The organism is Aminobacter niigataensis (assembly GCF_014200015.1).
In the GTDB taxonomy this organism is placed as follows: domain Bacteria; phylum Pseudomonadota; class Alphaproteobacteria; order Rhizobiales; family Rhizobiaceae; genus Aminobacter; species Aminobacter niigataensis.
Genome location: NZ_JACHOT010000002.1, coordinates 187,792 through 209,276 on the forward strand (window position 1 = coordinate 187,792; position 21,485 = coordinate 209,276).

The 21,485-nt window shown below is 64.4% G+C and carries 21 protein-coding genes; 8 read left to right on the forward strand and 13 right to left on the reverse strand.

What is annotated here, in order from left to right; translation table 11 throughout:
• Positions 1-39: 39 nt before the first annotated feature.
• The 7 genes from GGQ99_RS10675 to GGQ99_RS10705 form a co-directional block, all read right to left on the reverse strand.
• Positions 40-510: an aminoacyl-tRNA deacylase gene (locus GGQ99_RS10675; protein ID WP_108606726.1), complete on the reverse strand. Its 471-nt coding sequence runs from the start codon at positions 508-510 to the stop codon at positions 40-42.
• Between the two features lie 114 nt (positions 511-624).
• The gene (locus tag GGQ99_RS10680) at positions 625-1,008 is read right to left on the reverse strand and encodes a cytochrome C oxidase subunit IV family protein (protein WP_183262528.1); all 384 of its coding nucleotides are present in this window, start codon (positions 1,006-1,008) and stop codon (positions 625-627) included.
• Positions 1,009-1,016: 8 nt separating this feature from the next.
• Entirely contained in the window at positions 1,017-1,739 is a 723-nt protein-coding gene (locus GGQ99_RS10685) for a heme-copper oxidase subunit III family protein (RefSeq protein ID WP_183262529.1), read from the reverse strand.
• Between the two features lie 11 nt (positions 1,740-1,750).
• Positions 1,751-2,455 (reverse strand): cytochrome c oxidase subunit 3, encoded by a 705-nt coding sequence (locus GGQ99_RS10690; RefSeq protein WP_183262530.1) that lies wholly within the window; start codon positions 2,453-2,455, stop codon positions 1,751-1,753.
• Positions 2,452-4,224 (reverse strand): cbb3-type cytochrome c oxidase subunit I, encoded by a 1,773-nt coding sequence (locus GGQ99_RS10695; protein ID WP_183262531.1) that lies wholly within the window; start codon positions 4,222-4,224, stop codon positions 2,452-2,454. Before GGQ99_RS10695 ends, GGQ99_RS10690 begins: the two co-directional genes overlap by 4 nt.
• A gap of 70 nt (positions 4,225-4,294) precedes the next feature.
• On the reverse strand, positions 4,295-5,140 hold the full coding sequence (locus GGQ99_RS10700; RefSeq protein WP_183262532.1) for a cytochrome c oxidase subunit II: 846 nt from the start codon (positions 5,138-5,140) through the stop codon (positions 4,295-4,297).
• 243 nt (positions 5,141-5,383) lie between these two features.
• Positions 5,384-5,581 (reverse strand): heavy-metal-associated domain-containing protein, encoded by a 198-nt coding sequence (locus GGQ99_RS10705; RefSeq protein WP_108606720.1) that lies wholly within the window; start codon positions 5,579-5,581, stop codon positions 5,384-5,386.
• A gap of 331 nt (positions 5,582-5,912) precedes the next feature.
• Between GGQ99_RS10705 and GGQ99_RS10710 the strand changes: the two genes are divergently transcribed.
• The 3 genes from GGQ99_RS10710 (at position 5,913) to GGQ99_RS10720 (ending at position 9,731) form a co-directional block, all read left to right on the forward strand.
• Positions 5,913-8,378 carry a heavy metal translocating P-type ATPase gene (locus GGQ99_RS10710; RefSeq protein WP_246389549.1) on the forward strand — a complete coding sequence of 822 codons (2,466 nt, stop codon included), beginning with the start codon at positions 5,913-5,915 and terminating at the stop codon, positions 8,376-8,378.
• A gap of 73 nt (positions 8,379-8,451) precedes the next feature.
• Positions 8,452-8,715, forward strand: a complete 264-nt coding sequence (locus GGQ99_RS10715; RefSeq protein ID WP_183262533.1) for a glutaredoxin family protein — start codon at positions 8,452-8,454, stop codon at positions 8,713-8,715.
• On the forward strand, positions 8,712-9,731 hold the full coding sequence (locus GGQ99_RS10720; protein ID WP_425486796.1) for a 2Fe-2S iron-sulfur cluster-binding protein: 1,020 nt from the start codon (positions 8,712-8,714) through the stop codon (positions 9,729-9,731). The genes GGQ99_RS10715 and GGQ99_RS10720 overlap by 4 nt, the downstream gene beginning before the upstream one ends.
• A gap of 37 nt (positions 9,732-9,768) precedes the next feature.
• Here the strand turns inward: GGQ99_RS10720 and GGQ99_RS10725 are convergent, their stop codons facing one another.
• Positions 9,769-10,062 (reverse strand): hypothetical protein, encoded by a 294-nt coding sequence (locus GGQ99_RS10725; protein ID WP_183262534.1) that lies wholly within the window; start codon positions 10,060-10,062, stop codon positions 9,769-9,771.
• Between the two features lie 224 nt (positions 10,063-10,286).
• Here GGQ99_RS10725 and GGQ99_RS10730 point away from each other — a divergent pair, with 224 nt between their 5' ends.
• The 3 genes from GGQ99_RS10730 to GGQ99_RS10740 all read left to right on the forward strand — a co-directional run bounded on the left by GGQ99_RS10730 (position 10,287) and on the right by GGQ99_RS10740 (position 12,786).
• A complete protein-coding gene (locus GGQ99_RS10730) occupies positions 10,287-11,816 on the forward strand; it encodes a multicopper oxidase family protein (protein WP_183262535.1) in 1,530 nt (509 codons plus the stop codon).
• Positions 11,817-11,931: 115 nt separating this feature from the next.
• The gene (gene cueR, locus GGQ99_RS10735) at positions 11,932-12,327 is read left to right on the forward strand and encodes a Cu(I)-responsive transcriptional regulator (protein ID WP_108606716.1); all 396 of its coding nucleotides are present in this window, start codon (positions 11,932-11,934) and stop codon (positions 12,325-12,327) included.
• Positions 12,328-12,348: 21 nt separating this feature from the next.
• Entirely contained in the window at positions 12,349-12,786 is a 438-nt protein-coding gene (locus GGQ99_RS10740) for a YqaA family protein (RefSeq protein ID WP_108606715.1), read from the forward strand.
• 103 nt (positions 12,787-12,889) lie between these two features.
• Here the strand turns inward: GGQ99_RS10740 and GGQ99_RS10745 are convergent, their stop codons facing one another.
• The 3 genes from GGQ99_RS10745 to GGQ99_RS10755 are packed head-to-tail and all read right to left on the reverse strand — an operon-like array spanning position 12,890 to position 17,277.
• Positions 12,890-13,966, reverse strand: coding sequence for an ABC transporter ATP-binding protein (locus GGQ99_RS10745; protein WP_108606714.1), 1,077 nt, complete (start codon positions 13,964-13,966; stop codon positions 12,890-12,892).
• On the reverse strand, positions 13,966-16,248 hold the full coding sequence (locus tag GGQ99_RS10750) for an ABC transporter permease (RefSeq protein ID WP_183262536.1): 2,283 nt from the start codon (positions 16,246-16,248) through the stop codon (positions 13,966-13,968). Before GGQ99_RS10750 ends, GGQ99_RS10745 begins: the two co-directional genes overlap by 1 nt.
• 3 nt (positions 16,249-16,251) lie before the next feature.
• Entirely contained in the window at positions 16,252-17,277 is a 1,026-nt protein-coding gene (locus tag GGQ99_RS10755) for an ABC transporter substrate-binding protein (RefSeq protein WP_108606712.1), read from the reverse strand.
• A 194-nt stretch (positions 17,278-17,471) separates the two neighbouring features.
• Here GGQ99_RS10755 and GGQ99_RS10760 point away from each other — a divergent pair, with 194 nt between their 5' ends.
• Both GGQ99_RS10760 and GGQ99_RS10765 read left to right on the forward strand, forming a co-directional pair.
• On the forward strand, positions 17,472-17,951 hold the full coding sequence (locus GGQ99_RS10760; RefSeq protein ID WP_183262537.1) for an NUDIX hydrolase: 480 nt from the start codon (positions 17,472-17,474) through the stop codon (positions 17,949-17,951).
• 153 nt (positions 17,952-18,104) lie between these two features.
• On the forward strand, positions 18,105-19,124 hold the full coding sequence (locus GGQ99_RS10765) for a LacI family DNA-binding transcriptional regulator (RefSeq protein WP_108606710.1): 1,020 nt from the start codon (positions 18,105-18,107) through the stop codon (positions 19,122-19,124).
• On the opposite strand, the gene GGQ99_RS10770 is transcribed toward GGQ99_RS10765, so the two are convergent.
• Together GGQ99_RS10770 and GGQ99_RS10775 are read right to left on the reverse strand one after the other, a co-directional pair.
• A complete protein-coding gene (locus tag GGQ99_RS10770) occupies positions 19,082-20,809 on the reverse strand; it encodes a metallophosphoesterase family protein (RefSeq protein ID WP_183262538.1) in 1,728 nt (575 codons plus the stop codon). The genes GGQ99_RS10765 and GGQ99_RS10770 overlap by 43 nt on opposite strands.
• A 28-nt stretch (positions 20,810-20,837) precedes the next feature.
• Positions 20,838-21,470 (reverse strand): dual specificity protein phosphatase family protein, encoded by a 633-nt coding sequence (locus GGQ99_RS10775; protein WP_183262539.1) that lies wholly within the window; start codon positions 21,468-21,470, stop codon positions 20,838-20,840.
• Between the last annotated feature and the right edge of the window lie 15 nt (positions 21,471-21,485).

Sequence of the window (21,485 nt, forward strand, 5' to 3'; positions counted from 1 at the left end):
GCCCTGATGAGGGGCGGGCGTTGAAGTATCCGGCCCCTGTCAGGCCGGGTGGCTGAAACGGGCGACTTGCGCGCCCTGCAGCAGGTTGCGGAAATCGCCGCCACTGACATGCACCAGCGTCTTATGATCGCCGCCTTCGAAATAGACGTCGCCCTCCGCGCCGAAGCTTTCGTCGAGAATGACGGGCACGTCATAGGCAGCACCGACCGGGGGCACGGCGCCGATATCGCAGTCGCTGAACAGTTGCCCGACCTCGTCTTCTGAGGCGAGCCCGAGCCGCTTGCCGAGCACGTCCTGCAGGGTATTGAGTTCGACCCGGTGGCTGCTCGGAACCACGGCCAGCGCGTAGCCCATTTCGTGGTGGAGCAACACCGGCTTGGCAAGCCGCCTGCCCGGAATGTGCGCCGCCTGCGCCGTCTGGCTGCTGGTCGAGGTCCGGTGATGGGCAACGGTATCGAAGGGGATACCCTTGCCGGCCATGTAGTCTTGCAATTTCCTTGCGATCGTCATCTTGGGCGTCCTTCTGTTGGGGGTGATCCTCGAAGAACGAGAAAACTCATTCTCCTCCCATCAGTTTTCCTGTCAACGAAGAACGCGCCGGCGACCCGGTGCGGCCGGCTGCCGTTACGGCCCGGCGCCGAAGGACAGCACCCGCGTGATTTCGGTGTAGCGCGACTCGACCACCATGATCGCCACGAAAACCAGGATTACCAGCGGCGGCACGATGATTGCATAGGACAGCGCCAGCCGTTCCCAGGCCATGTGCATGAACACGGCAACAATCAGCCCGGCCTTCAGCATCATGAAGATGAGGATCAGCGCCCAGCGCAGATAGCCGTGAACGCCGAAATAATCGACGGCGTAGGAGCAGGCGCTGAGGATGAAAAGCCAGCCCCAGACGACGAGGTAGAGCTTGATCGGGTGTTGCTGCCCCTCGGCATGGGTAGCCGCGTGAGTCGCTGCGGCGTGCCCGTGCAGCCCATGATCCTGCGCTTCGACCTGTGCCATCGCTCACCTCACCAGAGATAGAAGAACGCGAAGATGAACACCCACACCAAATCGACGAAGTGCCAGTAGAGCCCCATGATCTCGACGCTCTCATACTGGCCCCGCCGGCTGGTGAAGAACCCGCGCGCACCGGTTTCGTAGTCGCCGCGCCAGACCTTGCGCGCGACGATCAGCAGGAAGATCACCCCGATCGTCACATGGGTGCCGTGGAAGCCGGTGATCATGAAGAAGGTCGAGCCGAACTGCGCGGCCCCCCACGGGTTCTCCCAGGGCCGCACGCCTTCGCTGATCAGCTTGGTCCACTCGAAGGCCTGCATGCCGACGAAGGTCGCGCCGAGGGCTGCGGTCAGCAGCATCAGGATCGCCGTCTTCCTGCGGTCGCGCCGGTAGCCGAAATTGACCGCCATCGCCATCGTGCCGGACGACGAGATCAGCACGAAGGTCATGATCGCGATCAGGATCAGCGGGACGTCCTGGCCGAACAGGTGCAGGGCAAAGACCTCGCTCGGATTTGGCCACGGCACGACAGTCGACATGCGCGCGGTCATGTAGGACAGGAGAAAACAGCCGAAGATGAAGGTGTCGCTGAGCAGGAAGATCCACATCATGGCCTTCCCCCAGGAGACGCCCTTGAACGCCCGCTGGTCCGACGACCAGTCGGCGACGAAGCCGCGCAGGCCCGGCGGCCGCGGCGCGGTGTGGTCGGCATGTCCCAGTGTGGTTTCGGCCATCCCCGTTCTCCTCAGCTCAGCAATCGGCGGCAGATGTCGATGAAGTCGGCCGCCCAGCCCATCAGCACGGCGAAGAGCACCAGCCAGACGATGAGCAGCACGTGCCAGTACATGGCGCACAGTTCCGTCGAGAGGACGAGATGTGCCGAGCTTTCGCCGCGCCATGCCCTGACATTGGTCCGGCCGAGCGCCACCAGGCCGCCGATGATGTGCAGCCCGTGCATCGCGGTGATCAGGTAGAAGAAGCTGACCGCCGGGTTCTCGGTCGCGAAATAGCCTTGTGCCGCCAGATCGCGCCAGGCCAGCAACTGACCGCCGAGAAAGACCGTCGAAGTCAGCGCACCGGCCAGCAGCGCGAGGCGGAGATTGTCGCGTTGCCCCTTGTGGGCGGCCACCACCGCGCATTGCAGCGCGACGCTCGCCAGCACCAGCATCGCGGTGTTGAGCCACAACAGCTGTGGCACGGGCGCTGCCTGCCAGTCGGCATAGACCATGCGCATGAAATAGGCGCTGATCATCAGCGCAAACAGCGCGCCTACCACCGCGAGAAACACGCCGAGCCCGATCTTCGCCGGATGCATGATCGGCGCTTCAGTCTCGGGAAAGGCCGTGACCGGCCCCACTTCGAGCCACGGCTTGGACATCAGCCGCTGACGCGACAGCCACCAGCCCGCAATGGCCGTGATCAGCGCGAGGAAGACCAGGATGACGCTCATGCCGGCCCGCCTTGCGTCGCCGGGCGCGGGTCGTTCTGCGGAATGAAGTCTTCAGGCGCACCCGGCACGCTGTAGTCATAGGCCCAGCGGTAGACCACCGGCAGTTCCTTGCCGAAATTGCCATGCGGCGGCGGCGTGCCCGCCGTCTGCCATTCGAGCGACGTCGCCCGCCACGGATTGTCGCCGGCATCCTTGCCGTTGCGCAGGCTCCAGAACAGATTGAACAGGAACACCATCTGGGCGAAGCCGACGGTCAACGCAGCGATGGTGATGAATTCGTTGAGCGTATGCACCGACGGCGGGATGAACGCCGTGTCCCCGAGTTCGGGATAGCGCCTGGGAACGCCGACCAGCCCGACATAGTGCATCGGGAAGAAGATCAGATAGGCACCGACGAAGGTGACCCAGAAATGGAAGCGGCCCATCGCCTCGTTGAGCATCCGGCCGATGATCTTGGGATACCAGTGATAGATCGCGCCGAAGACGACCATGATCGGCGCCACACCCATCACCATGTGGAAATGTGCCACCACGAACATCGTGTCCGACAGCGGCACGTCGACCACGACATTGCCGAGGAACAGGCCGGTCAGCCCGCCATTGACGAAGGTGACGATGAAGGCGAGCGCAAACAGCATGGGCAAGGTCAGGTGGATGTCGCCGCGCCACAGCGTCAGCACCCAGTTATAGACCTTGATGGCTGTCGGCACCGCGATGATCAGCGTCGTGGTGGCGAAGAAGAAGCCGAAATAGGGGTGCATGCCCGACACGTACATGTGGTGCGCCCAGACGACGAAGCTGAGCGCGCCGATGCCGACGATCGCCCACACCATCATGCGATAGCCGAAGATGTTCTTGCGCGCATGCGTGCTGATCAGGTCGGAGACGATGCCGAAGGCGGGCAGCGCCACGATGTAGACCTCGGGGTGGCCGAAGAACCAGAACAGGTGCTGGAACATGATCGGGCTGCCGCCATTGTGCGGCGATTGCTCGCCCATCTCGACCATGGCCGGCATGAAGAAACTCGAACCGATGATGCGGTCGAACAGCATCATGACGCAGGCGACGAACAGTGCCGGGAAGGCCAGCAGCGCCATGACCGTTGCCGTGAAGATGCCCCACACGGTCAGCGGCATGCGCATCAGCGTCATGCCGCGCGTGCGGGCCTGCAGCACGGTCACCACATAGTTGAGGCCGCCCATGGTGAAGCCGATGATGAACAGGATCAGCGACACCAGCATCAGGATGATGCCCCAGTCCTGGCCTCCGGGCGTGCCGGAAGTGATCGCCTGCGGCGGATAGAGCGTCCAGCCGGCCCCCGTCGGTCCGCCCGGCGCAAAGAAGCTCGACACCAGGACCAGCACCGCGACCAGGTAGATCCAGTAGCTCAGCATGTTGACATAGGGGAACACCATGTCGCGCGCGCCGACCATCAGCGGGATCAGGTAGTTGCCGAAGCCGCCGAGGAACAACGCGGTGAGCAGGTAGATCACCATGATCATGCCGTGCATGGTCATGAACTGGTAATAGGCCTCGGGCGTGATGAAGTCGAAGGTGCCGGGAAAGCCGAGTTGCAGCCGCATCAGCCATGACAGCACCAGCGCCACCAGGCCGATGGCCATCGCGGTGCCGGAATACTGGATGGCGATGACCTTGGCGTCCTGCGAGAAGACGTATTTCGTCCACCAGCTGTGCGGATGGTAGAGATCCATCTCGCCCACTTCCGCCGGTGGGATCAGGTCTGCTCCGTGCGGCGTGACATCGACCATGCGTGCACCTGTTGCTCTTGCCTCTGCCTTTCGCGGTGAGGCCGCCATCGAGCGGTCGCGCCGTGTCTCCTTATTCCACTGTCGCCGCAGCCTTCGCCCGGTCGACCAGCGCCCCCACCTTGGCAGGCCCGGTCAGCTGGGCGAATGTCGACTGCTGCTGCAGCCATGTCGTGTAGTCCTGCGCAGTGTCCACCATGACGATGCCGCGCATGAACCCATGTCCCGTGCCGCAGAGTTCCGCGCACAGCACTTCGAACGTTCCCGTCCGCGTCGGGGTCAGCCAGAAATAGGTGACCATGCCCGGCACCATGTCCATCTTGGCGCGGAACTCGGGCACGTAGAAATCATGCAGCACGTCGATCGAGCGCAGCAGCATCTTGACCGGCTTGTCGATCGGCAGGTGCAGGTCGGCTGCTTCGACCACGACATCGTCCTGGCCGTTCGGATCTTCGGGATTGATGCCAAGCGGGTTGTCGGAATTGATCAGTCGGGCGTTCGACGTGCCGAGCTTGCCGTCGGCTCCGGGCAGGCGGAAGCTCCACTGCCATTGCTGGGCGACGACCTCGACCTCGGTCGCATCCTTCGGCACGGTGACGAACTGCTTCCAGACATAAAGGCCGGGTGCCAGCATCGCCGCAACGCCGACCGCCGTTATCAGGGTCAGCCAGGATTCGAGTTTCCTGCTCTCGGGCTCGTAGGCCGCCTTCTGCCCTTCCTTGTGGCGGAAGCGGTAGACGCAATAGGCCATGAACAGCACGACCGCCGAGAAGACGGCGCCGGTGATCCAGAAAGTGACGACGAGGGTACTGTCGATGTAGCCCCAGTTGGAGGCTATCGGCGTCCACCACCAAGGGCTCAGCACATGAAACAGCACCGAGCCAATGACAACAAGAACGAGTACGAGCGCTATGGCCATCCTCTGTCCTCCCGGCATCCCGGGGGACGCTGTCCCCGCAGGAAGGCCAGCCGCATCATAGCTTGATTTGTCGTCGAAATACTAGGGGAGCAGGCCCGGCCAGGGTCGCGTCATATTTGCAGGCGCCTCGACAGCGCCGGAAACTCTTCCGCGGCAGCGTTATGTTGTTGCCAGCCGGACAAAATACAAAAAGGCGGTGCGGGTGGGGAAATCCCGCCGCACCGCCTTTGATTTTCGACCCTGTCAGACTGCTTGCGCGGGATAGCCGGCAGCGTCGAGCGCCTGGGCCACCTTGGCGGCATCGGCCGACGTTTCGACGGAAACGGTCTGCGACTTCAGGTCGATGTCGATACGCGCGGCCGCGTCGACGCTTTGCACGGCCTTGGTCACCATGCCGGCGCAATGGCCGCAGGTCATGTCGGGAACATTCATCTTCAGCATTTCAAGTCCTCATTCGGGTCGGCATGACGCCGTAGCCGCAATCTGGTGTTTCCAGCCACTGTAAGGTCAACAATTTTTCAATCACGGATTTGTTACCACGACTTTTCCCTCGTCGGCAAAGCCCCTTCAAGCCGAATTGGGGCGCATAGGTAAACGTTTTCAATGCGTTATCACCAAGATGGAAAACATGCAGGAAAGCGCTTGACCTTACCAACACTGGAAGCCTTAGACCTCGGTTCGAAAATCGATGAAATAGAGGTCCATGACCATGAATGCTCCCTTGAACCCACCAGCGGCCAGCACCGTCCGGCAAAGCTTCCCGATCGAAGGCATGACTTGCGCCTCCTGCGTGCGTCGCGTCGAAGTCGCCATATCAAAGGTGCCGGGGGTGACCGCGGCTGCCGTCAACCTTGCCACGGAAAGCGCTGACGTTGCCTTCGACCGCACGGCGGATTCCGCTGCCGTTATCGCCGCCATCAACAGTGCCGGCTATGCGGTTCCGGTCGAAAAGTCGGAGGTCGAGATCGAGGGCATGACCTGCGCCTCCTGCGTCCGTCGCGTAGAGCTGGCAATCGCCGCCGTACCGGGCGTGCTCAAGGCATCCGTCAATCTCGCCACCGAGCGCGCCACCGTTGAGACTTTCGCCGGTGCAGCCCCCCGTTCGGCGATCGACGCCGCCATCCGCAAGGCCGGCTACGAGCCGCGCCGCAGCGACAAGACCGGCGTCGAGGGCGACAGCCGCGAGGACGCCCGCAACCGGGAATTCTCTCATCTCAAGCGCGACTTCGCCATCGCTGCCGTGCTGACGCTGCCGATCTTCGTGCTCGAGATGGGCTCGCACCTGTTTCCGCCGATGCACCACTGGCTGCTGACGAATATCACCCAGCAGAGCCTCTACATCGCATTTTTCGTGCTGGCGACCATCGTCCAGTTCGGCCCCGGCCTGCGCTTCTACAAGAAGGGCGTGCCGGCCTTGGTGCGGCTCGCGCCCGACATGAACTCGCTGGTCGTGCTCGGCTCGACCGCCGCCTGGGCCTATTCGGTGGTCGCCACCTTTGCGCCCGGCGCGCTGCCTGCTGGCACGGTCAATGTCTATTTCGAGGCCTCGGCGGTCATCATCACGCTAATCCTGCTTGGCCGCGTGCTCGAGGCCAAGGCCAAGGGCCGCACCAGCGAAGCGATCAAGCGGCTGATGGGCCTGCAGGCCAAGTCGGCGCGCGTCCAGCGCAACGGCGAGTTCGTCGACGTCGCCCTGGAAGAAGTCGCCGCCGGCGACGTCATCCAGGTGCGCCCGGGCGACAAGGTGCCGGTCGACGGCACGGTGCTTTCGGGCTCGTCCTTTGTCGATGAATCCATGATCTCCGGCGAACCTATCCCGGTCAGCAAGGGCGAAGGCGCCGAGGTCGTCGGTGGCACCATCAACAAGACCGGCAGCTTCACCTACCGGGCCACCAAGGTCGGCGCCGACACGCTGCTGGCCCAGATCATCCGCATGGTCGAAACGGCTCAGGGCTCCAAGCTGCCCATCCAGGCGCTGGTCGACAAGGTCACGTCCTGGTTCGTACCTGCCGTCATGGTCACCGCAGCACTGACCTTTGCCGTCTGGCTGTTCTTCGGTCCGGAGCCGGCCGTCAGCTTCGCGCTGGTCAATGCGGTCGCCGTGCTGATCATCGCTTGCCCGTGTGCCATGGGTCTCGCCACGCCGACCTCGATCATGGTCGGCACCGGACGCGCGGCAGAACTCGGCGTGCTGTTCCGCAACGGCGAGGCGCTGCAGTCGCTGAAGTCGACGCAGGTCGTCGCGCTGGACAAGACCGGCACGCTGACGGCGGGCAAGCCCGTGATGACCGACCTCGAAGTCGCCAATGGCTTTGACCGTGCGAAGGTTCTGGCCCTGGTGGCCTCAGTCGAGGCCCAGTCCGAGCACCCGGTGGCTTCCGCCATCGTTGCTGCCGCCAAGGACGAAGGCCTTGTGCTCGGTGAGGCAGGTGCGTTCGAGGCCGTGCCCGGGTACGGCGTCAGCGCCAGCGTCGGCAAGCATCGCATCGCAGTCGGCGCCGACCGCTACATGGCCAAGCTCGGCATCAGCGTGCAGGAGTTCGCGGAGACCGCGATCAGCATGGGCTACAAGGCCAAGACCCCGCTCTATGCGGCTGTCGACGGCAAGCTCGCAGCTGTGATCGCCGTCTCCGACCCGATCAAGCCGACGACGCCGCAGGCCATCCGCGCTCTGCACGACCTGGGCCTGAAGGTCGCGATGATCACCGGCGACAACCGCCGCACGGCGGAAGCCATCGCCGCCCAGCTCGGCATCGACGAGGTCGTCGCCGAAGTGCTGCCCGACGGCAAGGTCGACGCCATCAAGCGCCTCAGGGCCGGCGGCCGTGCGGTGACCTTCGTCGGCGACGGCATCAATGACGCGCCCGCTTTGGCCGAGGCCGAGGTCGGCATCGCCATCGGCACCGGCACCGACGTCGCCATCGAAAGTGCGGACGTGGTGCTGATGTCCGGCGACCTGCTGGGCGTGACCAACGCGATCGCGCTTTCCAAGGCGACGATCAGCAACATCAGGCAGAACCTGTTCTGGGCCTTCGCCTACAACGCCGCCCTCATCCCGGTCGCGGCGGGCGTGCTCTACCCGATCAGCGGCACGCTGCTGTCGCCGATGCTGGCGGCAGGCGCGATGGCGATGTCGAGCGTCTTCGTGCTCGGCAATGCGATGCGGCTGAAGCGCTTCAAGGCTCCGGCCCGCGCAACGGCCACATCGGGCGCCCCGTCGCTGGTTCCCGCCGAGTAGCCAAACCTTGCGGCCTGCTTTCCCAGCAGGCCGCTCCTCCCCTCATCACCACGTCTGCTCATGCGAGGCCGCCATGCCCAACGCTCCCTGGATCGAGATCTTCACCACGCCCACCTGCCCCGACTGCCTGGCGCTGAAGCGCTGGCTGAATGCCCAGAAGCTCCCCTTCGTCGAGCGCGACCTGCGCGACCCCGCCATCGCCGACGAGGCCAAGCGCCGCACCGGCGTGCGCGTCGCTCCGATCACCATCATCGACGACAAGCACGTCTTCTTCGGCACTTTCCCAACCCAGCGCGCCGAGATCGAAGCGCTGCTGGACCTGACCCGAGCGGCATGACCATGACCTACCTGACCCTGCCCCAGCCCGGCCGACGTATCCCCGTTGGCGAAGCCCAGACGATCCTTCTGGCGGCACTCGAGGCCGGCGTTCCCTATCCGCATGGCTGCCGCTCCGGCCGCTGCGGCGCCTGTAAGTCGCGCCTGATCACCGGCGATGTCGAACTCGGCAAGCATTCGCCTTTCGCCCTTACGGAGGAGGATCGGGCCAATGGCCTGATTCTCGCCTGCCGGTCGGTGCCGACAGCTGACGTCACCGTCGAATGGCTGGACGAAGCCTTTGTCGCAAGGCCCGCCGTGACCCAGGACGCCGAAGTCGTCGCCATCGAGCGCATGACCCATGACATCCTTGCTCTCAGCCTGCGGCTTTCCGATCGCGCGGCCTTCCGCTTCGCCGCCGGGCAATATCTGACACTCACCGTTCCCGGCGCGCCGCCCAGGCAATATTCAATGGCCAATCGCGCCAGCGAAGAGCTCATCGAACTGCACATCAGGGCTGTGCCAGGCGGCCGCACCAGCGGGCTGATCCATGCGTCACTCACAGCGGGCGACAAGGTGCGGATCGAGGGTCCGGCCGGCTCCGCCTACCTGCGCGAAGCCCACGCCGGCCCGATCGTAGCGCTTGCCGGCGGCAGCGGCCTCGCGCCGATCAAGTCGATCGTCGAGACGGCGCTGCATGGCGGCTTCGACGCGCCTATCCATCTCTATTTCGGCGCCCGCGCCGAGCGTGACCTCTATTTGATCGCGTATTTCCGGGCGCTGGCGCAGAGGTTCCCCAACCTGAATTTTGTACCGGTGCTTTCGCAGGATGCCTCGGATGGTCGCCGCAGCGGCTACGTTTCAGACGCGCTCGCGCAAGATCACCGCGACCTTGCCGGCGCCAAGGCCTATGTCGCCGGCCCTCCGGCCATGGTCGACTCAGCCATGGCCGTTCTAGGCGCAAGCGGGGTTTTGGCAGCCGACATTCACGCCGACGTCTTCTTCACGCCTGAGGAAAGCGACAACAACGCCGCTTGACCAAGGCGAGTCCAGTACCCATTGATAGGACATGCATTCAATGCGGCACATGACGAACCACCCCGGGCGCGCTGGCCAGCGCGGGCAGGCTGGCGCGCGTGCTGTCGTGATGGCGTACGGCAGGCCCAGGGCATCGAGCGCCCTGCGCCTGATGCTGCCGCTGCTGCTCCTCTTCTTCCTCGCACTCGGTCAGGCAGCCTCTGCCCACCCGGCCAGCAGCCAGCACCAGCCGCATGCCACCCAAACGATGTCGCATCACGCCAAGGCAGCCGACGGCGCCTGTTGCGGCGACAATTCGCAGGACGTCGATGGCAATGCCTGCCTTGCTCAATGTGTGGCGTCGTGCAGCTATTGCGCACCCCTGCCCCTGCCCACAGTCTTCCCCGACCTGGCAACCATTTCGCCGCATCCCGCGACGACCGAACCCCTTTACGGGGCAATAGCCTCGCCTCACCCCCGGCCACCATCCGTCGCCTGAACTGACAGGCGCTGCAACGCGCCCGATCCGGCTCGCCCAAGAGCCGGAACTCTTTCAGTTTTTGGAGACTTTAGAAAATGAAAACCCTTTCACGCCGCAGGTTTCTGACGGCATCCGCCGCCACGCTTTCAGTTGCTGCGGTTCCCTCTCTCCTGCTTCCCGCCCGCCCGGCACGCGCCGACGGGCACAAGGTCATCGCGGCAGGCAAGCGCGTCATCGAGGTCAAGGGCAAGGCGGCCAACGTCTTCGGCCTCACCCAGGCCGATGGCAGCTCGGGCCTTGTCATGAATGCCGGCGAGAACTTCCGCGTCACGTTGAAGAACCTCATCGGCGAACCGACCGTCATCCACTGGCACGGTCTTACCCCGCCCTGGCAGCAGGACGGCGTCGCAGGCATCTCGCAGGAGCCTATCCCCGACGGCGGCAGCCACGATTACGACTTCCCCGTGGCCCGCGCCGGCACCTTCTGGATGCACTCGCATTTCGGGTTGCAGGAGCAGTTGATGCTTGCTGCTCCGCTGATCGTGCGCGATCCGGCCGAGGCAGGCCAGGACATGCAGGAGGTCGTGGTGCTGTTCCACGACTTCACCTTCCGCGATCCCCGGGAGATCCTGGCCGAACTACAGACCGGTGGCCACGACATGGGCGCTATGGCGCCTGCACCCGCCCCGGCAACAGGCGGCCATGAAGGCCACAACATGCCGGGCATGGCGATGGATGGCGGACAAATGAGCGGCATGGACCATGGCTCGATGAACATGGGCGGCATGCAGATGGGCGGCCAGATGGATGGCATGTCTCACCTACAGGACGTGCAGTATGATGCCCTGCTCGCCAACGACCGTACCCTCGACGACCCCGAAGTGTTCCCCGTCGAGCCGGGCGGGCGCGTGCGGCTGCGCCTCATCAACGGTGCGGCCAGCACCAACATGTGGCTCGACCTCGGCAAGCTCACGGGCAGGCTGATCGCCGTCGACGGCATGCCGGTGGAACCGGTCGAAGGCTCGCGCTTCGAGTTCGCGGTGGCGCAGCGCCTTGACATCGTACTCGAGCTGCCGAAGGAAGCTTCGGCCTGGCCCGTTTTCGCCGTGCAGGAAGGTGGGCGCATGCGCACCGGCGTGGTGCTCGCCGCCAAGGGCGCGTCGGTTGGCAAGCTGGCCGACATGGCGGACGAGGACTTCCCTGCCGTTGGCATAGAGCTCGAACAGAGGCTGCGGGCGGCAAAGCCACTAGCCGAAAAGGCGGCCACGCGCCAGCACACCATGATGCTGGGCGAAGGACCCAACTATGTCTGGACGCTCGACGGCGCCATGCATGGCCAGGACAAGCCGTTGGCGGTGAAGAGCGGCGACCGCTTCGAGCTGACCTTCATGAACCACACCACCATGTCGCACCCGATGCACCTGCACGGCCATCTCTTCCAGGTGGTCGCGGTCAACGGAAAACGCTTTGCCGGTGCGATGCGCGACACGGTTCTGGTGCCGGCCAACATGGGCATGGTGACCATCGCCTTCGACGCCGACAACGCCGGCAAGTGGGCGCTGCACTGCCACCATCTCTACCACATGGCCGGTGGCATGATGACCTCGATGGCCTACGACGATTGATTTGAACAGCAGGCCGGCGCTACGCGCGCCGGCCTGCATCACGTTTTCGCCAGCCCCTTGAACTTCCAGTTACTGGAAGCCTTATATCATTCGAAGATCGCTCAAGGAGTGAAAGATGAACATTGGTACTGCTTCGGAAAAGTCGGGCCTGCCGGCCAAGACCATCCGCTACTACGAGGACATCGGCCTGCTGCGTCCCGATCGCGCCGGCAATGGCTATCGCGACTATTCGATGTCGGACGTGCACCGCCTGCGCTTCCTGCAGCGCTCGCGCAGCCTGGGCTTTTCGGTCGAGGAATGCCGACAGCTGCTGTCGCTCTATGGCGACAAGGAGCGCGAGAGCGCCGACGTCAAGGCCATCGCCGAGATCAAGCTGGTCGAGATCGACCGCAAGCTCGCCGAACTGACCGAGCTGCGCAACACGCTGCGCCACCTCGTCCACAACTGCCACGGCGATGATCGGCCCGATTGCCCGATCATCGACGGCCTTTCCGGCAGGGCGACCCAGTAAGCTGCCGGGCAGGACCGCAGCATGACCGGCCTCGCCGCCTATGGCGGCCTCTTCGTCGCGGCCTTCGCGGCCGCGACGCTGTTGCCGGCGCAGTCCGAGGCCGTGCTCGCCGGGCTGATCCTCAATGGCGGCCATTCGCTTGCCTTGCTGATTGCCGTCGCAACCATCGGCAATGTGCTGGGATCGCTGGTCAACTGGGTGCTCGGCCGACAGGTCGAGCGCTTCAAGGACCGCCGCTGGTTTCCGGCCAGCCCGGCAGCGCTTGCGCGCGCCGAAAGCTGGTATCGCCGCTACGGCCGCTGGTCGCTGCTGCTCTCCTGGGTGCCGATCATCGGCGACCCGCTGACGCTGATCGCCGGCACGCTGAAGGAGCCGCTGTGGAGCTTTCTTTCTCTCGTCAGCATCGCCAAGCTGACGCGCTACGTCGCCATCGCGGCGGCAGCGCAGAGCTTCGTTTAGGCACTTCGCCGCTTGGCCGAAACAACTTGGACCGGATCAGCAGTGGCCTTGCCGTGCCCTTAACACTGAAACGGTTTGGATAGCCCAATCAAGCCAGAGATCCCTACCCCCTGATCAGCACCGGTCCGCGCGCGGCAAAGCCGATGCCAACCTCCTGCCCAGGCACGAACGGCGCATCGACATCGGACGACACGGCGAACACCTCGCCGAACTCTGTGCCGACCATGAACTCCAGGTCGGAGCCGACATAGGTCACCTTGTCCAGCCGGCCGGGGATCGTGCGCGGGCTGCCTGCCGGCTTGATCTCGATGCGGCTCGGCCGCACGGCGAGCTTGGCAGGCCCCGGCGCCATGCCGCGCGCGTCAAGCTTGGTCTCCAACCCACCCAACCGCACGCTCGCCATGCCGTCCGCCACCGCTGAAATCTCGCAGTCGAAGATGTTGGCCTCGCCGATGAAGTCGGCGACGAAGGCATCCGCCGGCGCGTCGTAGAGTTCGCGCGGCGTGCCGTCCTGGGCGATGACGGCATTGTTCATGACGATGATGCGATCGGAGACGGCCAGCGCCTCCTCCTGGTCGTGGGTGACATAGACCACCGTCAGCCCGAGCTTGGTCTGGATGTCGCGGATCTCCTCGCGCACCCGGCGCCTCAGCTTGGCGTCGAGATTGGACAGCGGCTCGTCGAACAAGAGCACCTGTGGCTCGAGCACCAGCGCGCGCGCCACGGCCACGCGCTGCTGCTGGCCGCCGGACAGCTCGCTCGGCAAGCGGCTGCCGTAGCCGGAAAGCCCCACCAGCTCCAACCCGGCGCGGGCGCGATCACCGATCTCCTTCTTGGCGAAGCCGGAGAACTTAAGCCCGTACTCGACGTTCTCGTTGACCGTCATATGCGGAAACAGCGCATAGGACTGGAACACCATCGACACGTCGCGGTCTGTCGCTGGCAAATGGGTGACATCGGCACCACCGATCAGGATCTGCCCCCGCGTCGCCATCTCCAGCCCGGCAATCATGCGCAGCGTCGTCGTCTTGCCGCAGCCGGAGGGGCCGAGCAAAGTGACCAGCTTGCCGGCCTCGACGAACAACGACACGTTGTTGACCGCCGGCACCGGGCTTTTGCCGTAGACCTTGGTGACCTCGCGGAACTCCACCGAAGCGGCGTTGCTCTTGATCTCAGCCATCAGCCGCCTCCAGAAAATGCCGGTTGGTTGCGCGCAGGCAGGCTGACGTTGGAGCGCCAGCCGCCGGACTGCGGATCCCCATGTTGCCCGCGCCGGCCGATGTTGCGCCGCCCGACCACAAGCTGCATCAGCCCGACCACCACCAGCATGACGCCGATCAGCACGGCCGAGTAAGCAATGGCAATGCCGTATTCGTTGTTTTCGACGCGGCCGACGATGTAGCTCGTCGACATGTCGTAGCGGGCGCTGACCAGGAAGATGATGGCGCTGATTGCCGTCATCGCACGCACGAAGGAATAGACCAGTGCGGCAACGATCGCGGGCCTGAGCAAGGGCAGCACCACCTTGCGGAAGGTCTGCCATGAATTGGCACCCAAGGTCAGCGACGACTCGTCAAGGCTCTTGTCGATCTGCGACATCGACGCCACGCCCGCCCGCACGCCCACCGGCATGTTGCGGAAGATGAAGGACAGAACGAGGATGATGCCGGTGCCGGTCAGCTCGATCGGCGGCACGTTGAAGGCGATCACGTAGCTGACGCCGATCACCGTGCCCGGAATGGCGAAGGACAGCATGGTGCCGAACTCGAAGGCGTTCTTGCCGGCAAAGTTCTGCCGCACCAGAAGATAGGCGGTGAGCAGACCGATGGCCGCCGTCAGCGGCGACGAGATCAGCGCGATCTGCAGCGTCGTCCAGAACGAGCTCCAGGCCGAGCCCTTCCAGTGGATGCCGAACTCGTTCCAGCCCACCGCGAAGGCCTTCACATAATGGGCGAAGGTCAGGCTGTGATCGACGCCCCAGAGCTTGACGAAGCTGCCATAGAAGATCGTCGCATAGATGAAGATGGTGAACGCGACCCAGAAGCCGGCAGCGCCGTAGACGGCGCGCTTCAGGCCGGTGGGCAGCTCCGGGTGGACGCCGGCGTCGCCCTTGCCCGACATCGTCGTGTAGGACTTCTTGCCGAGCCAGAAACGTTGGGCATAAAAGGCGAGCAGCGTGAAGGCGAGCAGCACCAGCGCCAGGATCGCCGCCTGCGCCTCGTCGTTCTGCGCGCCGACGATGGCAAAGAAGATCTCCGTCGACAGCACGTCGAAATTGCCGCCCAGCACCAGCGGGTTGCCGAAATCGGCCATGCTCTCGATGAAGCCGAGCAGGAAGGCGTTGGCGAGGCCCGGCCGCATCAACGGCAGCGACACCGTCCAGAAGGTCTGCCAGCGGTTGGCGCGCAGCGTCTGCGCCGCCTCCTCCATCGACGGGCTGACGCCCTCGACCACCCCGATCAGCACCAAAAAGGCGATCGGCGTGAAGGCCAGAAGCTGGGCGATCAGCAGTCCGGGTAGGCCGTAGATCCAGCGCGTCGGCTGGATGCCGAACAGCTCCGAGAACGTCTGCGTCACCGCGCCCGACAGGCCGAACAGTAGGATGATGGCGAGGCCGATGACGAAAGGCGGCGTGATGATCGGCAGCACCGTCAGCGCCCTGAGCAGCTTGCCATAGCGGAAGCCCGTGCGCGTCACCATCAGTGCGAAGACGAGGCCCAGCACGGTCGTCAGCACGCCCACGAGCACGGCGAGGAACAGCGAATTCCAGGCGACTCCGCAACGGCTGCCGCCAGCAAGGCAGTCGAGGCTCCACAGCCGCGCGCTGAACAGCTTGCCGAGGAAGGTCGTCAACGAATAGGTGCCGTCCTCCGTGATCAGCGCATTTGCCAGCATCTGCAGGATCGGCATGAAGATGAACAGGCCGACCGACGCCACTACGAAGGCGATGGTCGAGACCACGAAGACGTCGCCGCCGACCGCGCCGCGCGCCGCGAACCCGAGCGAGAACAGGAACAGGAAGGCCAGCCCCACCAGCAGCGCGCCGTAGCCCATGCCGAACTGGCGGTCGTCGAGATCGCCGAACAGGCTGTGCAGCCAGCCGAACTGCCAGCCGCGCAGGCCTATGGCAAAGCCCTGGAACAGCAGCCAGGCAAAGCCCGCCGCGCCTATCGCAACGAGCAGCCTGCCGAACAGTGGATCGGATTTCCTGCGGCCCCACAAAAGCAGCGGCGTAGCCAGCAGCAGGCCGAGCGGTGCCAGCCACAGCTTCTCCCCCTTGAGATTGAGGATCAGCGCGGGCGCGAACTCACTGTCGAGGGGATAGCCCTCGAACAGCCAGGACAAGCCGAAGAACCCGTCTTCGACGCCGTACCAGGGGAGCACGGCAAAGCCGAGCAATCCGACCGCCACCCAAAGGATGACGGTCGGGTGCAGGCCGCCGCTAAAGTCGCGGGAGCGCATCTATTATTGCGGCAGCGTCGAGACTTCCGTGTCCCACTTTGAAAGCAGCCGCTTGCGTTCTTCGCTCGAGCCGTACTTCTTGAAGTCGTAGTCGATCAGCTTGATCGTCGACAGGTCGGGCGTCAGCTCGGACACGGCAGCCGTCTTGTTCGAAGGCAGCTGGAACGACTTCACGTCCTTGGCCTTGCCTTGCATCTCAGCCGAAAGAGCCCAGTCGTAAAACTTCTTGGCCGCCTCGGCATTGCGGGCGCCCTTGATCAGCGACATCGAGCCGATCTCATAGCCGGTGCCCTCGCAGGGTGCCACCGTGACGATCGGGAAGCCGGCCGCCGTCTGGGCCACGGCATCGTGCATGAACACGATGCCGACTGTGGTTTCGCCGAGGCCCGCAGCCTTGATCGGCGCCGAGCCTGACTTGGTGTACTGGTTGATGTTGGCGTGCAGGGCCTTCATGTAGTCGAAGCCCTTGTCCTCGCCCATCAGCTGCACCATCGTTGCCAGCGTCGTATAGGCGGTGCCCGACGAGTTCGGGTTGGCGATCTGGATCTGGCCCTTGAATTCGGCCTTGGTCAGATCCGCCCAGCACTTCGGCTCGGGCAGGCCGTTCTTGGCCAGAAGATCTTTGTTGTAGCCGAAGCCAAGCGCGCCCGAATAGACGCCGATGGTCTTGTTGCCGGCGGCCTCGGCCTGCTTGATCGCCCAGTCGTGCAGTTCGCCGCGCATCGGCGAGATATACTCTTCGGTCAGGTTCTCCTCGGCGGCCTGCAGATGCGGATCGCCGGTGCCGCCCCACCACACATCGCCCTTCGGGTTGCTCGCTTCGGCACGCACCTGGGCATAGGTCTCGCCCGAACTCTTGCGCGTCATGTCGACGGTGATGCCGGTCTTTTCCTCGAAGCCGGTCTTGATCTGCTGGCACCAGGCCTCGTCAGCGCTGCAATAGAGCGTCAGGCTTTCAGCCTGCGCCGACGCGCCGCCGGCCATCATCAACGCGGCCAGCGCGGCCGAACGCAAAAGGGCAGTCTTCATATTGCAGTTCCCTCCATCTTTTTCGCCGTCTAACGATCTGATGTCGTTTTGGCCTGTTGCAGAGTGAGTGGTTTTTACGCATTTTGCAATCGTGTTCATTGCACTATCTTAAGCGTCATGAACCCAAACGGGCCGAGGTGTTACAAACAAAGCCGACAGCGCTTCGGCACATGCAAAGGAACAAGCGGGCAAAAATGCCGAAGGACAAGAAGACCATCCGCAAGGCGAACAAGGGCGAGATCATCGCCCAGGTCGCTGCCATCCCGTTCCGTGTGAACGAGGCCGGCGAGCTTGAGGTCATGCTTGTCACCTCGCGCGGCACGCGCCGTTTCATCGTGCCCAAGGGCTGGCCGATGAAGGGCAAGAGCGGCCGCCAGGCCGCGCTCATCGAGGCCCGCGAGGAAGCCGGCGTACGTGGCAAGGCATTGAAAAGGCCAGCCGGCAGCTATTGTTACTGGAAGCGGCTGTCGACCAGCTTCGTCCATGTCGAGGTCACCGCCTATCTCATCGACGTCTCCGAGGAACTCGACGCATGGCAGGAAGCCGGGGTACGTCAGCGCGCCTGGCTGACGCCGTCGGATGCGGCCGTGCTGATCGACGAGCCCGAGCTTTCGACCCTGATCCGCGGCCTCACCGTCGCCGATCTGGTCCAGCCCGAGGCAGAGCTGGCCTGAGCGGCCGCTCGAATCCCGATGCAGCATTTGCGGCTGCAAGATTCCAGTTGCAGCATTGCAGGCGGTCAAATCCGATTGTATCAGGGTGCAGCCGTTGCACATTTGTGCAAAGCCAAAAATTGGTTTGACGACCGACCCAAACTGGAGCCGTCGATGTCCGAACTGAAGCCGGGCAGGTCATTCGTAAGCGCCCAGCAGGTCGCCGAACTCGCTGGCGTTTCCCGCTCGGCCGTCTCCCGCACCTTCACCGATGGCGCCAGCGTTTCCGAGACCACCCGCAAGAAGGTGCTCGAGGCTGCCGAGACACTCGGCTATCACGTCAACCATCTCGCCCGCAGCCTGATCCACGAGGACAGCGGCATCGTCTGCCTCATCGGCGCCGACATCAACACGCCCTATCATTCACGCCTGCTCGACGCGATCACGCGGCGCCTGCAGGCCATCAACCGCGTCGCCATGGTCATCAACACCTCTGGCGACAGCGACAGCGTCGATGCGGCGCTGCGCCAGACGCTGAACTACCGCGCCAACGCCACCGTGGTTCTGTCAGGCACCCCGCCAGCCTCGCTCATCAACACCTGCATCAACAGCGGCCAGCACGTCATCCTGATCAACCGCGACGACCATCTCGACGGCCCCGAAAACATCACCGTCGACAATGCGGCCGCGGCCCGTGAAGCCTTCCATATGCTGCATCGCGCCGGCTGCCGCCGCATCGCCGTGGTGTCGTCGCAAGCCGGCACGCCGAGCCTGGTTGCCCGCGAGCGCGCCTTCGAGGCTGCGGCCGGCGAGGCCGGCCTGTCGGTCACCATCACCCGCGCCGGGCCCACCGGCTATGGCGCGGGCTTCGAAGCAGGGCGCCTGCTGCTCAGCGGCTCGGACCGGCCCGATGCCGCCTTCTGCGTCACCGACCTGCTTGCCTGCGGTTTCATGGATGCTGCGCGCGTCGAATTCGGCATGAACGTGCCGGCCGAGCTGTGCGTCGTCGGCTTCGACGACATCGAGCAGGCGGGCTGGGCGTCTTACCAACTGACCACCTTCCGCCAGCCGATCGACCAGGTGGCCGACCATATCACCAAGCTGCTCGACAGCGACGACCCCGAGCCTGCGCAAGGCGGCCGCGTCTGCTTTCACGCCGACCCGGTCTGGCGCAAAACCGTCCGGCCCAAGTGATTCTTTGAGGTCACTTCGCCGGTCGCAAGGTCGACCGAGAAGTCGCGTGACGGCGCGCTGGCCAGCCAGTCCATCATCATCTGCATGAACGATGCCAGCCGGTCCTGCAGGCAGCCCTCCGGCCACGCGCCGGCGGCGAACCGTCCAGCCAGATGGCGATAGGCGGCGATGCGCGCCGGATCGATGAAATCGAGCGCCACCTCGCGTCCCTTGCGCAGCCTGTACCAGTCGACCACCATTTCGAAAAGCGGCAGCCCTTGCCAGTCCGGCGCGTCCGGTTCGCCGGCAGAGGCCAGGAAGGTAAAGGCGTCGCCCGACGTCAGCGGCACCGTAGTGCCGGCCAGCCGATCGAGATCGCCTAGGTTCAGTTGCGGCACCAGCGCCGCAAGATCCCGCGGCCATTCCTTGGGCAGGTAGCGGTGCCTGACCATCTCCGCGAGATGGCGGCTCAGGAAATCAGCGTGGTTTTCCGCTTCCGTCACCGCGGCCGACGTTCTCTCCCGCGCAGCCTCGATGCGGTAGTATGGAAATGCCGCGTCGTGTCCCGGCACATCGGCGATGATGACCGTCTCGACCTCCAACCGCTCGCCGTCCATCTCGACGATCTTGTAAGCGGGCGGAAAACCCACCATCGACGGCACGGCGATGTTGACCAGCCAGTCGTCGCCGTCACGGAAGACGGCGGTGTCGTTGATGTGCAGGTGCCCGCTGAAATGCACCTTGATGCCGGTCGCCGCCGCAGCACGCGACACTTCCGCCCCCGGCGTGCGGCGCAGGAAGCTGGTGTCGTTGAGCAGCTTCGCCTCGTCGGCCGAGGTACCGTTGAGCGGATCGATGATCGGATAATGCGAGAATGCGATCAGCCGCTTGCCGGCTGCGTTGGCGCGTGCGGCAACGTCCTTCATCCAGTCGAGCACGAAACCCTTGTTGCGCGGCATCGAGTTCCAGCCGGCATCGGTGCTGTCGTGATAGCTCTTCTCCAGCCTCGAATCGAGGTCGCCATCCTTCGGCTCGAACACATTGGCATCGATGCATAGCAGCCATAGGCCTTCCACCGGCTCGACCAGGAATGAGGCATCGACCATGCGCCTCACAGTCCGGCCATCGGCCGAAACGATCTCGAAAGCCCGCGCCTCCAGCCTGTCGTCGGTTCCGAACGGGCACTCCCAGTGCAGGTCGCCTTCGCTGCGAAAGAAACCATAGGCGCCCATCGCCGGGATCGCGGCGCCATAGCCACCGCAATACATCTCGTCCGAGACGATGCGCTCGACGGAGTCGCCCTGTTCCATGGCGGGATCGCTGGTCACCAACGTGTGCGAGCCGTCTGTGTTGAGGAACCGCTTGCTCTGGTGCCGGCCGTGGATGGCGTAGAGGTCGTGATTGCCTGCAGTCGCCACGAAGCGCAGGCCGAACCGCCGGGAATAGTCGGCCAGCAGCGCCGTCGCCGCGACCATCGTCGACTGCTGGCCATCGTCTGTCAGGTCGCCGGCAACGACGACCAGCGAGATGCCGCGCCGGACGATGTCGTCAAGCAGCGCCTTGGTGGCATGGAAGCTTTCGTTGAAGACACGCGTCGAGGCGTTGGTGTCGGCCAGCGTCCGCACCGCCACCTGGTCCCCACGCCCCACGCCCTGGCGATAGTCGATGTCGTGGAAATGCGGGTCGGCGATGACGGCAATCTTCATTTCATTCTCTCTGCGAACGGCCTCGCCGTCAGTCCTGGGCGACCAAGACCGGCGCCGGCAATCCCTTGTCGATCATCGCGATCCACTGCGCCGCCTTGCGAGCGGCCTCGACCAGCATCGGCTTGGGCGCCTCGTGCCATTCGTCGCGGCGCAGCTCGCGCTGGGTGCGCACATGGTTCAGCGCATCGTCCAGCGTCGGGAACTTCTCGGGCATCTCGACATGCAGGAAGAGTGCGACCAGCGACACCGAGCGGCTGCGGCCGCCACGGCAATTGACCAGCACATTGCCCTTCTCGCGCCGGCGATAGGTCGCCTTCTCCGGCAGCACCTGGCTGAGGGCCCCGCGCAGCAGGTAAAAGCCCGACAGCATCATGGTCTCGGGGTTGCCGTGCCCGTCGATCAGGCCGAGCTTGTAGTAGCGCACCGCGCCGACACCGTAGATGGCGTCCGCCGCCTCGCCTTCGCCGAAAGGCTCGGTCGCATAGTTGAAGTCGAGATTGACGGCGCAGTTCACCACGGTCGTGATGTTCTTTTGCCGGAGCAATTCGAGATCGCCCGCGCCATCCATGCCGCCGACATAGATGTCGACGCCGTAGCCGGCGACGTCGCGCTCGATCAGGCTGAGCGCCGGGCGCTCATAGCGCGGGCTGGTCATGTCCATGGCTGTTCGGCCTTC

Coding starts and splice junctions, on each gene's coding strand:
- GGQ99_RS10730 (WP_183262535.1), top strand. CDS start 10,287: ATGAAAACCCTTTCACGCCGCAGGTTTCTGACGGCATCCGCCGCCACG.
- GGQ99_RS10675 (WP_108606726.1), bottom strand. CDS start 510: ATGACGATCGCAAGGAAATTGCAAGACTACATGGCCGGCAAGGGTATC.
- GGQ99_RS10700 (WP_183262532.1), bottom strand. CDS start 5,140: ATGGCCATAGCGCTCGTACTCGTTCTTGTTGTCATTGGCTCGGTGCTG.
- GGQ99_RS10775 (WP_183262539.1), bottom strand. CDS start 21,470: ATGGACATGACCAGCCCGCGCTATGAGCGCCCGGCGCTCAGCCTGATC.
- GGQ99_RS10715 (WP_183262533.1), top strand. CDS start 8,452: ATGCCCAACGCTCCCTGGATCGAGATCTTCACCACGCCCACCTGCCCC.
- GGQ99_RS10685 (WP_183262529.1), bottom strand. CDS start 1,739: ATGGCCGAAACCACACTGGGACATGCCGACCACACCGCGCCGCGGCCG.
- GGQ99_RS10705 (WP_108606720.1), bottom strand. CDS start 5,581: ATGCTGAAGATGAATGTTCCCGACATGACCTGCGGCCATTGCGCCGGC.
- GGQ99_RS10680 (WP_183262528.1), bottom strand. CDS start 1,008: ATGGCACAGGTCGAAGCGCAGGATCATGGGCTGCACGGGCACGCCGCA.
- GGQ99_RS10770 (WP_183262538.1), bottom strand. CDS start 20,809: ATGAAGATTGCCGTCATCGCCGACCCGCATTTCCACGACATCGACTAT.
- GGQ99_RS10720 (WP_425486796.1), top strand. CDS start 8,712: ATGACCATGACCTACCTGACCCTGCCCCAGCCCGGCCGACGTATCCCC.
- GGQ99_RS10710 (WP_246389549.1), top strand. CDS start 5,913: ATGACTTGCGCCTCCTGCGTGCGTCGCGTCGAAGTCGCCATATCAAAG.
- GGQ99_RS10740 (WP_108606715.1), top strand. CDS start 12,349: ATGACCGGCCTCGCCGCCTATGGCGGCCTCTTCGTCGCGGCCTTCGCG.
- cueR (WP_108606716.1), top strand. CDS start 11,932: ATGAACATTGGTACTGCTTCGGAAAAGTCGGGCCTGCCGGCCAAGACC.
- GGQ99_RS10755 (WP_108606712.1), bottom strand. CDS start 17,277: ATGAAGACTGCCCTTTTGCGTTCGGCCGCGCTGGCCGCGTTGATGATG.
- GGQ99_RS10765 (WP_108606710.1), top strand. CDS start 18,105: ATGTCCGAACTGAAGCCGGGCAGGTCATTCGTAAGCGCCCAGCAGGTC.
- GGQ99_RS10695 (WP_183262531.1), bottom strand. CDS start 4,224: ATGGTCGATGTCACGCCGCACGGAGCAGACCTGATCCCACCGGCGGAA.
- GGQ99_RS10750 (WP_183262536.1), bottom strand. CDS start 16,248: ATGCGCTCCCGCGACTTTAGCGGCGGCCTGCACCCGACCGTCATCCTT.
- GGQ99_RS10760 (WP_183262537.1), top strand. CDS start 17,472: ATGCCGAAGGACAAGAAGACCATCCGCAAGGCGAACAAGGGCGAGATC.
- GGQ99_RS10745 (WP_108606714.1), bottom strand. CDS start 13,966: ATGGCTGAGATCAAGAGCAACGCCGCTTCGGTGGAGTTCCGCGAGGTC.
- GGQ99_RS10690 (WP_183262530.1), bottom strand. CDS start 2,455: ATGAGCGTCATCCTGGTCTTCCTCGCGCTGATCACGGCCATTGCGGGC.